Source organism: Bradyrhizobium sp. USDA 4454 (assembly GCF_054822705.1).
Genome location: NZ_JBTRCN010000001.1, coordinates 1,935,214 through 1,947,795, shown reverse-complemented (window position 1 = coordinate 1,947,795; position 12,582 = coordinate 1,935,214). Strand labels below are relative to the sequence as shown.

The window sequence follows — 12,582 nt, the reverse complement described above, 5'->3', positions numbered from 1 at the left end:
CTGATTTCGGAATAATGGAAAAATAACGCTGAGTTGCTCGACGTGTCAAGTCGGCATGTCAATACCGGCGACATCTCAGTACCGTCGGCATGGCAATACCGGCGGCTCCTTTGCATGGGGTTGTTTTCGCTGTTTTGGCAGCGCCCGTCAAACCAGGTTCAGATCCTTCGGCTTGGTGCCGGTGAAGATGCGCTCGAGGCTCGCCTGCTGCAGGCCGTAGACGTGCTGGATCAGGCCGGCGAAAAACGCCCTGTAGTCGGTCAGCACCGGATAGTCGCGGTTCTGGAACAGCGTGGCCTGCGCGACCTGGACCTGCTCGCCGGCCATCCGTCCGCCGTTGATGCCGCCGCCCATCACCCAATAGGTCGCAAGCTGCTTTGCGATATGCATGGCGGTCGCGGGATGACGGCAGAGGATGTCGAGGGCCTCGTCGACCTCGGCGAGGCCGCGGCCCTTGATCTGATGGCCGAGGAAGGTCTTGTCGCCGAAATCGTGGCGCGCCGGGTTGAACTCGAACGCACCCTCGCGGACCAGCAGGGCTTGCTGCTCCGGCTTCAGCTTGGGATCTTCCGACTTGAAGTCGATGCCGACGCCGGTGAGGATCCGCGCCAGCGCCTCGAAGTCGGCCTGGGTGTCGCCGGAGCCGACGCCCATGGTGTGCAGCTCCATGATCTCGCGGGCGTAGTTCTCGTTGAGGTGGCCGGCCGCGTTATCGGCATTGTCGAGATAACGCAGCATCGCCGGATGATGCAGCGTCGCCGACAGCAGGGTGTGGAATTTGCCGAGCGCGTTGGCGCGGATCGCGCGGTCCTCGTAGTCGCCGACCAGCACGCGGATGTTGGACTTGTACTGGTGGACGTTGAAGTGGTTGAACCAGAACCAGGTCAGGCGTTCGCGCAACTGATCCGGCGCATACAGCGCGCGCAGGATGGTGCGCGGCGCGGCCTGCCGGGCGCGGTCGTTCATGGCCTGCTGATAGACCTGTTGCGCCGCCTTGCGCTGCTCCGGATCGGCGACCTGGTTGGCGGATTTTCCCTGCTGGTCGAACGTAACAGCGATGTCGAACGGGAAGCGATGCACATCCGGCATCGCCTCGATCTGCGCATGCACGGCAGCCGGCAATGCGGCGTTGGCCGGATGCAACTGCTCCTGCAGCCAGCGTTCGGTGCCGATCTCGCGCAGATGCGCCGCGCTCGAGGCGTTGACGCCCCAGGTCAGACGATCGAGCAGCGCGATGTCCTGCGCCGTGAGTTCGGCCGACCGCGCCGGCTGGTAGAAAACCACCAGCCCCGCGATCGTACCGATCACCAGTTTCGCGACTGTCCGCAATCCGAGTATGGCCGTGATGCTCATGAAGGCTGACCTGCTCGGCTCATGCTGTCATGCCCTCAATGTTTGCATTTGCCGGGAGGACATGCCGGCGCGGCGGGTGGTGCCGCGGGTCTTGGCGGCGGTGCTGCGCGCTGCGCCTGCATCGCCGGCCGTGGCGGCGGTGGTGGCGCGGCGCGCGGCGCCGGTGCGGGTGCCGGATGCGGCGCAACGGCTGCGGCGCGGGGCGGCGGCGGTGCCGGCCGCGGCGGTGGTGCAGCCCGCTGCGGCGCGGGCCGGGAGACCGGCGGGGGCGACACCGCGGCATGCGCGGGCGCCGGACGCGCCGCCGGCGTCGGCCGTGTCGATGGCGCGTGGTTCGCCGGCGACGGCACCGTCGCCGGCTTCACGTTTGTGGTCGGCGCCGTCGCAGCATGCGGGAGCGGTTGCTGCCTGCCGGGCTTGCCGGCGGTCGCGGGCGAAGCCGGCGCGTTGGTTGCCGGGGCCGTGCCGGGCTTGGCCGGGGGAGCCGGTTGCGCATTGGCAGGCGCCATCGCTGTCGCCGGCTTGCCCGGTGGTGTCACGGCGTTCGGCTTTGCGGCAGGTTGCGTCGTACCGGGTTGCGCTGCGCCCGGCTGCACGGCGCCATGCTGCTGCGCGGGATTGGCCGGCGCGGTCGCCGACTGCGGCAGCGGCGGTCCATTCTTCGCGCCCGGCAGCGTATGCGCAGTTGGTGCGCCCATCGCGTTCGGCGCGGCCGCTGCGTTCGGCGCGGCGGGTGCGTTCGGTGCAGCGCTAGGCGCTCCCATCGCCGCGCCCTGCGCCGGCGTCACGCCTTGCCGACCGGCCGGCGGTGCCAGGTTGGCGCGCTGCGCCGCTGCCGCCGGCAGTTGCGGTGCCGCGGTGACCGGTGCACCGCCCATCGCCGCCGAGACTCCGGCGGCACGGAGCTGCGCCGGCGTGGGGTTCGGGTTGTTGATCACAGTGTTGATCACCGTCGTGTTGTGGATGTTGTTGAACACGATGTTGTTCTGCGGCGGCGCCACATAGGCCGGTGCGGCGACATAGGCCGGCATCGCCACGAAGAACGGCGTCGGCAGCACGAACAGGCCGATCGGCGGCGGCGGCGGCGGCAGCACCACGAAGTCCGGCGGCGGCGGTGGCAGGAAGAACGCCGGCGGCGGTGGCGGCGGCGCGAAGGCGAACACCGGATCGCTGTAGTAGAGCACCGGACGATCGACATAGACGATCTCGTCGGGCGGCGGCGGCGGCACGTCGTAGTCGAGCACCGTGAACTGCGGCGGCGGCTCCAGTGCCGCCGACAGATAGGAGAGCCGGCGCCTTGCGTCATAGGCATGCGGCCCGCGCGGATAGCGCCGCAGATACGACCAGTACGCATCGGGCGTATCGGCGGTGTAGGTGCGCCGCCACGTAATGGCCTCGCGCCGCGCCGCGACGATCGCGCGCACCCGCTTGGCCAGGGGATCGGTCGGATAGGCCTGCAGATACTCCTCGTAGCCTTGCAGCGTGTCGCGCTCGAGCGCCGCCGCATAGGCGTCCTGCGCCGGGAAATCCCGGATCGGCTTGCTGCGCAGTCCGGCATCGACCTGCTGCGGTGGGGCATCCGGCTTGCGCTCGAAGAACATGAAGGGGGCGTCGACCTTCTGGGCGTTCCACGGGATCTCGGCGCCCTTGGTCATCTCGTTGACGCGCAGGCGAACGCGATCGAACACCTCGGGCAAAGTGAGGCCGCCGGCGCGGATCATTTCCGCCAGCGCCTGCGCGTAGGGCCCGTAAGGCGGTGCACCGTCAGGCGCGACGGTGCCGGGCGCCGAATTGAAGGCGATCAGCAGCTTCGGATCGGGATCGACCAGCGCAAGGCCGCCGGCCAGCGGCTGGCCGTCCTTGGCAAAGGGATTGCTGCGCGCCGCATCGAGCACGATCACGCCGGCCTTGATCGGCAGCGCCGAGAGCTGATGGCTGTAATCGGAGATGCGAATCGCCTCGACCGGCACGTCGGTGTCGCGGGCAATCCTGGCGTCGACAGGCACGAAATAGTTCTCGCCGGTGAGCTGCACGCCGTAACCGGAGAGGTAGACAAAGGCCACCGCATTGGGTCCGGCGTCCTGCACCTTCTGGATGAAATCGCGCAACGATTTGCGCAGCGTCTCGGCATCGAGATCGCGCGCCCCGACGACGTCGAAGCCGGCGGCCTGCAAGGTCTGCGCGATCAGCCCGGCATCATTCGCGGCGGTTTGCAGCGCGCCGGCCTGATAGGCGCCGTTGCCGACCACGAGCGCGAGGCGCTTCTCCTGATCCTCCGCATGGGCGGGAAGTGACGCGAGCGACAGCAGACCGACGATCAGTGCCCACAGAATGCGCGCCATAGCGGTCGTCCCTTTTCTTCTCAAGAGTTGGCGAAACGAATGGAAATGCTACCTCTGTGAACCGGCGCTGAACAGGATTGCAGCAATTGTGGTAACCCTTCGTCTGCACGGTCTCGGGCAAACGGGAACCGGCTTCCCTGGCCCGCGCCATCAGGCGATATTGTGCAGATAAAACAGGCAACAAGGAGCACTCGATGCCAATCGCCGGACAAGGCATGCTGCTGACCTCGATGGATATCGACAGCTTACACGAAGCTGAATTCAACCGCTGGTACGACCGCGAGCATCTCGAAGAACGGGTGGCGATCGACGGATTCCTGGAAGCCCGTCGCTATGTCGCCCATGACGGCAAGCCGAAATATCTGAGCCTCTATTCGACCGCGACGTTCGACGTGCTCGAGAGCCCGGCCTACCGCACGGCGCTCGCCAACCAGACCGACTGGTCGAAGGCCAACATCGCACGCTTCCAGAACATGATCCGCGGCGTGGCGCGCATCACGATCAGCCGCGGCGTCGGCCGCGGCGCGGCGCTTGGCATCATCCGCCTGCGCCCGCCGGCCGATGGCGCCGATAAACTCCGCTCGGCGTTGCGGGAGCACCTCGATCCCGCCGCGCGCGACGGCATCATCTCAATGCACCTTCTGGAAAACGATCCCGTGCTGTCGAAGCCGCTGACACCGGATGCCGACAAGGCCGATCCCGGCGCCGGCGACTGGTTCGTGCTGATCGATGCCACTGACGTCAGCGCGGTGCCTGCTGCCTCGGCCGCCATCACCGGTAATGCGGCCCTGAAGCCGCTCGTGGTCACCAGCGGCGTCTACAGGCTGTTGTGGGATATCGCGAAGAGTGATCTGCCGCGGAGCTGACAGCGCAGCTTGATCCGCGCTTTGGCGGTGCCGAACATGCTGCACCGCCACATAACGCAATCGAGATTAACGCTGAGCGCACATCAGCCGCGCGAAAGCGGATGATCAGACAATTTAGCCTTTGCCTTCTCTGGAACGGCTCTAATAAGATAACCCTATGATCCAATTCAAAAACCAGAACAACGCCACGTGAGTGTTCGTCGTCAACAATAAGGCCGCGCGGTCAGGCATTTTCGCGCGGGTCAAAGGTAGGAATGAAACCGACTGATATCTCGGCGCCGGATTACTTTCATAAAGTAGTCGATTGCCAATGGGCCTGTCCCGCACACACCCCCGTTCCCGAGTACATCCGGTTGATTGCTGAGGGGCGTTACAGCGACGCCTACATGATCAATTGGAAGTCCAACGTGTTCCCGGGAATTCTCGGGCGCACCTGCGACCGTCCGTGCGAACCGGCGTGCCGCCGCGGCCGTGTCGAGGACAATCCGGTCGCGATCTGCCGCCTGAAGCGCGTCGCCGCCGACTTCAAGGATGACATCAAGCATCGCCTGCCGAAGCCTGCGCCAAAGAACGGCAAGCGCGTCGCGCTGATCGGCGGCGGCCCCGCCTCGCTCGCCGTCGCGCGCGACCTCGCCCCGCTCGGCTATCACTGCACCGTGTTCGACGGCGATCCCAAGGCCGGCGGCATGATGCGCAGCCAGATTCCAAAATTCCGCCTGCCCGACAGCGTGATCGACGAGGAGACGGACTACATCCTCGACCTCGGCGTCGAGTTCAAGGGCGGCCAGCGCGTCGACAGCCTGAAGCAGCTGCTCGCCGAGAACTACGACGCGATCTTCGTCGGCAGCGGCGCGCCGCGCGGCCGCGAGCTCGACATTCCCGGCCGCAAGGAGGCCGCCGCCAACATCCATATCGGCATCGAGTGGCTGGCCAACGTGTCGTTCGGCCATGTCGACAAGATCGGCCGTCGCGTCATCGTGCTCGGCGGCGGCAACACCGCGATGGATTGCTGCCGCACCGCGCGCCGCCTCGGCGGCGAGGCCGTCAAGGTGGTGGTCCGCTCCGGCTTCGAGGAGATGAAGGCCTCTCCGTGGGAGAAGGAAGACGCCATCCATGAGGACATCCCGATCCTCAACTACATGGTGCCGGTGGCGTTCAAGCATGTCGCCGGCAAGCTGATCGGCGTCACCTTCCAGAAGGTCCGTGCCGAGTACGACGCCAAGGGCCGGCGCAATCTGGTGCCCTCGGGCGAGCCGGACGAGACCATCCCCTGCGACGATGTGCTCGTTGCGGTCGGTCAGGAGAATGCGTTCCCCTGGATCGAAGCCGATTGCGGCATCGAATTCGACAAGTGGCACATGCCGAAGGTCGATCCCAAGACGTTCGTCTCGACCAATCCGAAGGTGTTCTTCGGCGGCGACGCGGCGTTCGGCCCGAAGAACATCATCTGGGCGGTGGCGCACGGCCATGACGCCGCGCTGTCCATTCACAAGATGCTGTCCGGCGAGGACATCAACGAGCGCCCGCTACCCGAGGTGCACGTCTCCTCGCAGAAGATGGGCATCCACGAGTGGAGCTACGACAACGACATCTCCGCCGACAAGCGTTTCAAGGTGCCGCATCGCGACAAGGTGGTCGCGCTAAAGGACATCCGCGCCGAGGTCGAGCTCGGTTACGACCTCAAGCTGGCGCTCGGCGAGGCGCAGCGCTGCCTGAATTGCGACGTGCAGACGGTATTCTCCGCGCCGCTCTGCATCGAATGCGACGCCTGCGTCGACATCTGTCCGATGGACTGCATCAGCTTCACCCAGAACGGTGAAGAGGATGATTTGCGGCAGCGCCTGAAAGCGCCCTCGCCGCATCACGACCAGGCGCTGTACGTCTCCGGCGACCTGAAGACCGGCCGCGTCATGGTGAAGGACGAAGACGTCTGCCTGCATTGCGGACTGTGTGCCGAGCGCTGCCCGACCGGCGCCTGGGACATGCAGAAGTACCTCATCGATATGGTTCAAGCGGGATCAACATGCCAGTCCAAAGCCCGATCAGCAGCGTAAACGACTTCGTCGTCCGCTTCGCCAACGTCAACGGTTCGGGCTCGGCCTCCGCCAACGAGCTGTTCGCGCGCTCGATCCTGCGCCACGGCGTGCCGGTCAGCCCGCGCAACATCTTCCCGTCCAACATCCAGGGCCTGCCGACCTGGTATGAGGTGCGCGTCACCGAGGACGGTCATCTCGGCGCCCGCGGCGGCGTCGACATGATGGTCGCGATGAACCCGCAGACCTGGGACAAGGACGTCGCCTCGATCGAGCCCGGCGGCTACCTGTTCTACGATTCGACCAAGCCGATGCCGTCGTCGAAATTCCGGGAGGACATCACCGTCATCGGCGTGCCGCTGACCGCGATCACCAACTCGACCTACACCGATCCCAGGCAGCGCCAGCTGTTCAAGAACATCATCTATCTCGGCGCGCTGTGCGCACTGCTCGACCTCGATCCCAAGCTGGTCGAACAGCTGATCGGGGAGCAGTATAAGGGCAAGGAGAAGCTGCTGTCCTCCAACGTCCACGCGCTGCATCTCGGCCGCGACTGGGCGCTGCAGAACCTGAAATGCCCGCTCGGACTGCGGGTGAAGAAGTCCGACAAGGTCGGCGACCGCATCTTCATCGAAGGCAACAGCGCCGCCGCGCTCGGCGCGGTCTATGGCGGCGCCACCGTGTGCGCCTGGTATCCGATCACGCCGTCGTCGTCGGTCGCGGAGGCCTTCACCAGCCACTGCAAGAAGTACCGCCACGATCCCGAAACCGGCAAGGCGAAATACGCCATCGTGCAGGGCGAGGACGAGCTCGCCTCGATCGGCATCGTGATCGGCGCCTCCTGGAACGGCGCGCGCGCCTTCACCGCGACCTCGGGTCCGGGCATCTCGCTGATGACCGAGTTCATCGGCCTGTCCTATTTCGCCGAGATCCCGGCCGTGATCATGAACATCCAGCGCGCCGGCCCGTCGACCGGCATGCCGACGCGCACCCAGCAATGCGACGTGATCGCCTGCGCCTATGCGTCGCACGGCGACACCAAGCACGTGCTGCTGTTCCCGGAAGATCCCGCCGAGGCGTTCGAGTTCGCCGCCGCAGCGTTCGATCTCGCCGAGCGGCTGCAGACCACGATCTTCCTGATGCTCGATCTCGACATCGGCATGAACCACCGGCTGTGCCGCCCGTTGAAGTGGGACGACGCCAAGCAATACGACCGCGGCAAGGTGATGACCGCGGAGATGCTCGAGGAAGGCCGCGACTTCGGCCGCTATCTCGACGTCGATGGCGACGGCATCCCCTATCGCACCTATCCCGGCACGCATCCGACCAAGGGCTCCTACTTCACCCGCGGCACCTCGCGCGACCGCTACGCACGCTATTCCGAGGAAGGCGCCGTCTACGCCGACAACATGCAGCGCCTGGTGCGCAAGTTCGAGACCGCGCAGGACATGGTGCCGCGGCCGCTGCAGGCCAATGCGGCGAGACCGACCAAGTATGGCGTGCTGTATTTCGGCTCGACCTCGCCTGCGATGGACGAGGCGATCGGGATTTTGGAGGCGCGCGGCCATCAGCTCGACCGCATGCGGATCCGCGCCTTCCCGTTCCACTCCAGCGTCGCGAGCTTCATCGCCGACCACGACTTCGTCTACGTGGTCGAGCAGAACCGCGACGGCCAACTCCGCCAGTTGATCGTCAACGAGAACGGCATCGACCCCGTCAGGCTGGTGCCGATCCTGCACTATGACGGCACGCCGATCACCGCGCGCTTCATCGCGGGCGCGATCGGCGACCATCAGGACCACCTCAAGGTGACCCCTCTTCGCAAGGCCGTGACATGACCTACATTGCAAAGCCGAAGTTTCATCATCCTGGCCTGAAGAAGAACGAGCTGGGCTATACCCATCGCGACTACGAGGGGAAGATTTCGACCCTGTGCGCCGGCTGCGGCCACGATTCGATCACTGCCTCGATCATCGAGGCCTGCTATGAACTCTCGATCGAGCCGCACCGGGTGGCGAAGATTTCCGGCATCGGCTGCTCGTCGAAGACCCCGGACTATTTCCTCGGCAATTCGCACGGCTTCAACTCGGTGCATGGCCGGATGCCGTCGGTCTTGACCGGCGCCAACCTCGCCAACCGCGACCTGATCTATCTCGGCGTTTCCGGCGACGGCGACTCAGCCTCGATCGGCTTCGGCCAGTTCGCGCATTCGATCCGGCGCGCCGTCAACATGACCTACATCGTCGAGAACAATGGCGTATACGGCCTGACCAAGGGCCAGTTCTCGGCGACCGCCGACCGCGGCTCGAAGTCCAAGAAGGGCGTCACCAACACCGACAATGCGATCGACCTGGTCGCGATCGCGCTGCAGTTGGGGGCCACCTTCGTGGCGCGCAGCTTCTCCGGCGACAAGACGCAACTGGTCCCGTTGATTGCCGCTGCGATCCGCCACAAGGGCGCGTCCTTCATCGACGTGATCAGCCCCTGCATCGCCTTCAACAACCACGCCGGCTCGACCAAGAGTTTTGACTATGTCCGCGAGCACAATGACGCGGTGAACCGGCTCGACGTGCTGGTCGGCCGCGATCCGATCAGCGTCGACTATGCGCCCGGCACCGTGCAGGTGGTCGAGCAGCACGACGGCACGCGGCTTGCGCTGCGCAAGCTCGACGCCGACTACGACCCGCACGATCGGCTCGGCGCGATGACCTTCCTGCAGAAGCACGCGGCCAAGGGCCAGATCGTCACCGGTTTGCTTTACGTCGATCTGGACGCCGAAGACCTGCACACCCATCTCGACACCGTCGAGACGCCGCTCAACACGCTGGACGAACAGGCACTCTGCCCCGGCTCGGCCGTGCTGGACAAGATCAACGCCAGCCTACGGTAAGCGCGCAGCAAACTCCGTGTCGTCCAGCCGTAGGGTAGGCAAAGGAGCGCAGCGACGTGCCCACCTTTACGCACCTTGCTCGCGATGGTGCGCACGCTGACGCTTTGCCCACCCTACGAACCTTACATTCAGACCGCTACTTGTCGCTCAGCACGTCGCCGAACAGCGCCCAGGACTTGCCGTCGAACCGCGCCATCTGGATCTGGCGGATCGGCGTCACATTGTCGGGCTCGGTCTGCACCTTGATGCCCGGCAACAGCATCGGCAGTTCGAGCGCTTTCAGGTTGGTCGCCTGCTTGATGATGTTGTCGCGGCTGTAGTCGCCGTTGCAGTTCTTCAGCACCGCCGCCATGACCTGCGCGACCGTGTAGCCCTGCACGTTGAAGAGATCGCCCGCGCTCGCATTCGGCTGATACTTCTGCATCCAGGCGGAAAACTCCTTCTGCGCGGGATCGTTGGCCCAGCGTGGATCGGTCGGGTCTTTCAGATAGAGCCCGGTCACGACACCGATGACGTTCTCGAGCCCTGCAGGTTCAAGCACGGCGGAGACCGAGTTGGAGACGGTCGGCAGGATGGTCAGCGGCTTCCAGCCCATGCTCGCCGCCTTGCGCAGCGCTTGCGCTGCGAATTTCGGCGTCGCCTCGGCGAAGAACACGTCCGCGCCGGACTCGCGCATCGTCACCATCTGGGAATCGATGGTCGGGTCGGTCGTGAGATAGGTGGTCTCCGCGACGATCTGGCCGACATGCTCGCCGAGGCCGTCCTTGAAGCCCCTGAGATAATCCTTGCCGGCGTCCTCGTTCGGCGTGATGACGGCGATCTTGGCATCCGGCTTAGTCTTCAGGATGTACTTTGCGTAGAGCCGGCCTTCGAGCTCGTAGGTCGGATTGAAGCCGACCGTCCACGGGAACTGTTTCGGATCGTTCCAGCGCGTCGCGCCTGACGACACGAACAGCTGCGGCACATGCTTGATGTTGAGATATTTCTGCACCGAGATATTGGGCGCGGTGCCGACCGCGCTGAAGACCGCGAGCACCTCGTCCTGCTCGACCAGCTTGCGGGTCTGCTCGACCGTTTTCGACGGCGAATAGGCATCATCGAGACTCTCGAACTCGATCTTGCGGCCGTTGATGCCGCCCTGATCGTTGAGCATCTGGAAATACGCGGCTTCGGCGCGCGCGATGGTGCCGTAGGCCGACGCCGGTCCGCTGTAAGGCGCGGTGTTTCCGATTTTGATTGCGCTTTCGGCTGCGATGGATGACGGGATCGGCGAGGCCATGAGCGCGGTGACGGCGAGCAGGCCCGCCAGGCGGAAGCGAATTGACAAGAGCGTATCCTTTTCTTGGTTTTCTTGACGCGGCGCACATTATCCATCGCGCCCGCGCAGGCAATCACCAAGAAAGCTTCCGCGCCATGTCCGCATGCCTGCAATCGCGTTCCCGCGGACCGTGATGCAGCTTCAAAATTCGCAGATGTGTCGAGAGGTTCGCGGAGCGAGACGCGCATTCCGCGCGGCGGTCTGCGCCGCGCTCAGCTCAGCGAACGCGACAGCCTCAAGCCGCGACCGCCGCCGCGCGCGGGCTGACGACGTATTCCTTCAGCACCTTGTCGGTGCCGTCGACTTCGGTCAGCGCAACGTCGTAGGTCCAGAGATCGGCGAGATGCTGCAGCACGCGGCGCGCGTCGGTCTCGTTGAGCTGCGCGCCCTTCACGGTGGTGTGACGCAGCAACAGGCGGCGATCGCCGTCGAGATCGACATCCACGACCTCGATATTGGCGTCGACGAAGCCGACGTCATATTGCCGCGCCAGCTCGCGGCGCACCCGGCGGTAACCGCGTTCGTCATGGATCGCGTCGACCTTGATCCCCTGGCTTTCGGCGGGGTCGTCGTGCAGATGGAACATGCGGAAGCGCCGGATCAGCGCCGGGCTCAAGAACTGGCTGATGAAGCTCTCGTCGCGGTAGTTGCTCCAGATCTCGCGCAAGACGCCCTCGACGTCACCCTTGCCGGCAATATCGGGGAACCAGTCGCGGTCCTCATCTTCCGGAGTCTTCACGATCCGCTCGATGTCCTGCATCATGGCAAAGCCGAGCGCGTAGGGGTTGAAGCCGGAATAGCGGCGATCGTCGAACTCCGGCTGGAACACCACATTGGTGTGCGACTGCAGGAATTCAAGGAAATTGCCGTCGGTGATCTGGCCCTGTTGATGCAGCCGGCTCATGATGCGGTAGTGGACGTAGGTCGCGGTGCCCTCGTTCATCACCTTGGTCTGGCCCTGCGGATAGAAATACTGCGCGATGTGGCGCACGATGCGGATGAGCTCGCGCTGCCAGCCCTGCAGGCGCGGCGCGGTCTTCTCGAGGAAGTAGAGGATGTTCTCCTGCGGCAGACCGAGCAGCGCGCGGCGCCGCTCGGCGGTGAGGATAGCCTTGCTCTTGGCCTTGGTGTTCGGCACCGTGCGCCACAGATCGTTGAACACGGCTTCCTCGTGCTGCCGCCGCTCGCCGGCGCGTTTCTCCTCGGCACGCAGGTCGAGCATCTTCTTGCCGGGATAGCGGTCGACACCATGCGACATCAGCGCATGCGCGGCATCGAGCGTCCGCTCCACCGTCTCGCGGCCATGGCGATCCTCGCAGGCCGCAATGTAGCCCTTGGCGAACTCGAGATAGTCGAGGATGCCGTCGGCATCGGTCCACTGCTTGAACAGGTAGTTGTTCTTGAAGAAGTGATTGTGCCCGAACGCCGCATGCGCGATCACCAGCGCCTGCATCGTCGCGGTGTTCTCCTCCATCAGGTAGGAGATGCAGGGCGAGGAATTGATCACGATCTCATAGGCGAGGCCCATCAGGCCCTTGCGGTAGGACGCTTCCTGGAAGGCGAACTGCTTGCCGAACGACCAGTGCTTGTAGAACAGCGGCATGCCGACCGAGGAGTAGGCGTCGAGCATCTGCTCGGCCGTGATCACCTCGATCTGGTTCGGATAGACGTCGAGCCCCAGCTCGGTGCGCGCGATCTTCTCGCAGGCATCGTGAATCCGCTGCAGCGTCTGGAAATCCCAGTCGGCGCCCTCGAACAACCGTTCGCCGGAAGACCCCAT

8 protein-coding genes are annotated in these 12,582 nt (G+C 64.9%); 4 read left to right on the top strand and 4 right to left on the bottom strand.

Annotation, left to right across the window (positions count from 1 at the left end; genetic code table 11):
- Positions 1–147 precede the first annotated feature (147 nt).
- The gene (locus ACVIW0_RS08725; RefSeq protein ID WP_461351949.1) at positions 148–1,353 is read right to left on the bottom strand and encodes a DUF1800 domain-containing protein; all 1,206 of its coding nucleotides are present in this window, start codon (positions 1,351–1,353) and stop codon (positions 148–150) included.
- A 35-nt stretch (positions 1,354–1,388) separates the two neighbouring features.
- Positions 1,389–3,695 (bottom strand): caspase family protein, encoded by a 2,307-nt coding sequence (locus ACVIW0_RS08720; RefSeq protein ID WP_461351948.1) that lies wholly within the window; start codon positions 3,693–3,695, stop codon positions 1,389–1,391.
- A 194-nt stretch (positions 3,696–3,889) separates the two neighbouring features.
- On the opposite strand from ACVIW0_RS08720, the gene ACVIW0_RS08715 reads away from it, so the two are divergent.
- The 4 genes from ACVIW0_RS08715 (at position 3,890) to ACVIW0_RS08700 (ending at position 9,484) form a co-directional block, all read left to right on the top strand.
- The gene (locus tag ACVIW0_RS08715; RefSeq protein ID WP_461351947.1) at positions 3,890–4,561 is read left to right on the top strand and encodes a hypothetical protein; all 672 of its coding nucleotides are present in this window, start codon (positions 3,890–3,892) and stop codon (positions 4,559–4,561) included.
- A gap of 254 nt (positions 4,562–4,815) precedes the next feature.
- Positions 4,816–6,615: an FAD-dependent oxidoreductase gene (locus ACVIW0_RS08710; protein ID WP_461351946.1), complete on the top strand. Its 1,800-nt coding sequence runs from the start codon at positions 4,816–4,818 to the stop codon at positions 6,613–6,615.
- Complete coding sequence (locus ACVIW0_RS08705; protein ID WP_461351945.1) at positions 6,585–8,432, top strand: 2-oxoacid:acceptor oxidoreductase subunit alpha; 1,848 nt, start codon at positions 6,585–6,587, stop codon at positions 8,430–8,432. The genes ACVIW0_RS08710 and ACVIW0_RS08705 overlap by 31 nt, the downstream gene beginning before the upstream one ends.
- Positions 8,429–9,484, top strand: coding sequence for a 2-oxoacid:ferredoxin oxidoreductase subunit beta (locus ACVIW0_RS08700; protein ID WP_461351944.1), 1,056 nt, complete (start codon positions 8,429–8,431; stop codon positions 9,482–9,484). Before ACVIW0_RS08705 ends, ACVIW0_RS08700 begins: the two co-directional genes overlap by 4 nt.
- Before the next feature lie 136 nt (positions 9,485–9,620).
- On the opposite strand, the gene ACVIW0_RS08695 is transcribed toward ACVIW0_RS08700, so the two are convergent.
- Together ACVIW0_RS08695 and ACVIW0_RS08690 are read right to left on the bottom strand one after the other, a co-directional pair.
- Positions 9,621–10,811 carry an ABC transporter substrate-binding protein gene (locus ACVIW0_RS08695; protein ID WP_461351943.1) on the bottom strand — a complete coding sequence of 397 codons (1,191 nt, stop codon included), beginning with the start codon at positions 10,809–10,811 and terminating at the stop codon, positions 9,621–9,623.
- A 226-nt stretch (positions 10,812–11,037) separates the two neighbouring features.
- Entirely contained in the window at positions 11,038–12,582 is a 1,545-nt protein-coding gene (locus ACVIW0_RS08690; RefSeq protein ID WP_461357278.1) for a SpoVR family protein, read from the bottom strand.

Bases quoted from the DNA above. Each gene is read 5' to 3' on its own strand.
- ACVIW0_RS08710 (WP_461351946.1), top strand. From the start codon at position 4,816: ATGAAACCGACTGATATCTCGGCGCCGGATTACTTTCATAAAGTAGTC.
- ACVIW0_RS08700 (WP_461351944.1), top strand. From the start codon at position 8,429: ATGACCTACATTGCAAAGCCGAAGTTTCATCATCCTGGCCTGAAGAAG.
- ACVIW0_RS08690 (WP_461357278.1), bottom strand. From the start codon at position 12,582: ATGGGGTCTTCCGGCGAACGGTTGTTCGAGGGCGCCGACTGGGATTTC.
- ACVIW0_RS08725 (WP_461351949.1), bottom strand. From the start codon at position 1,353: ATGAGCATCACGGCCATACTCGGATTGCGGACAGTCGCGAAACTGGTG.
- ACVIW0_RS08720 (WP_461351948.1), bottom strand. From the start codon at position 3,695: ATGGCGCGCATTCTGTGGGCACTGATCGTCGGTCTGCTGTCGCTCGCG.
- ACVIW0_RS08715 (WP_461351947.1), top strand. From the start codon at position 3,890: ATGCCAATCGCCGGACAAGGCATGCTGCTGACCTCGATGGATATCGAC.
- ACVIW0_RS08705 (WP_461351945.1), top strand. From the start codon at position 6,585: ATGCCAGTCCAAAGCCCGATCAGCAGCGTAAACGACTTCGTCGTCCGC.